The sequence below is a fragment of the Mesorhizobium sp. M8A.F.Ca.ET.165.01.1.1 genome (assembly GCF_004792065.1).
In the GTDB taxonomy this organism is placed as follows: Bacteria; Pseudomonadota; Alphaproteobacteria; order Rhizobiales; family Rhizobiaceae; genus Mesorhizobium.
This window is the reverse complement of sequence record NZ_SRTH01000137.1, coordinates 1-344: the sequence shown is the minus strand read 5'-3', so window position 1 is coordinate 344 and position 344 is coordinate 1. Positions and strand designations below refer to the sequence as shown.

The following is a 344-nucleotide window of genomic DNA, read 5'->3' as shown; positions in this document are numbered from 1 at the left end:
CTGAAGAAGGTGATCTGGACGCCGCCGCATCAGCCGTCGGTCGCCGAACTCGGCTGGTTCCGTTTCGCCGTTGGCCGCATCGGTGATGACCAGGGCCTACCTGTCGTGCTGTCGCGGACCGGCTACACGGGCGAGCTGGGCTACGAGGTCTGGTGCCACCCCAGGCACGCGGGCGACGTCTTCGACGCTATCTGGGCCGAGGGGCCAGCACACGGATTGACGCCCATGGGCCTGGCCGCCCTCGATATGGTTCGGATCGAGGCCGGATTGACCTTCGCCGGCTATGACTTCTCTGATCAGACCGACCCGTTCGAGGCGGGCATCGGCTTCACCGTGCCGCTCAA

At 66.3% G+C, this 344-nt stretch carries 1 pseudogene; it reads left to right on the top strand.

The window, feature by feature from the left end:
• A pseudogene (locus EN808_RS35440) lies at positions 1-344 on the top strand (aminomethyltransferase family protein); the annotation flags it as partial.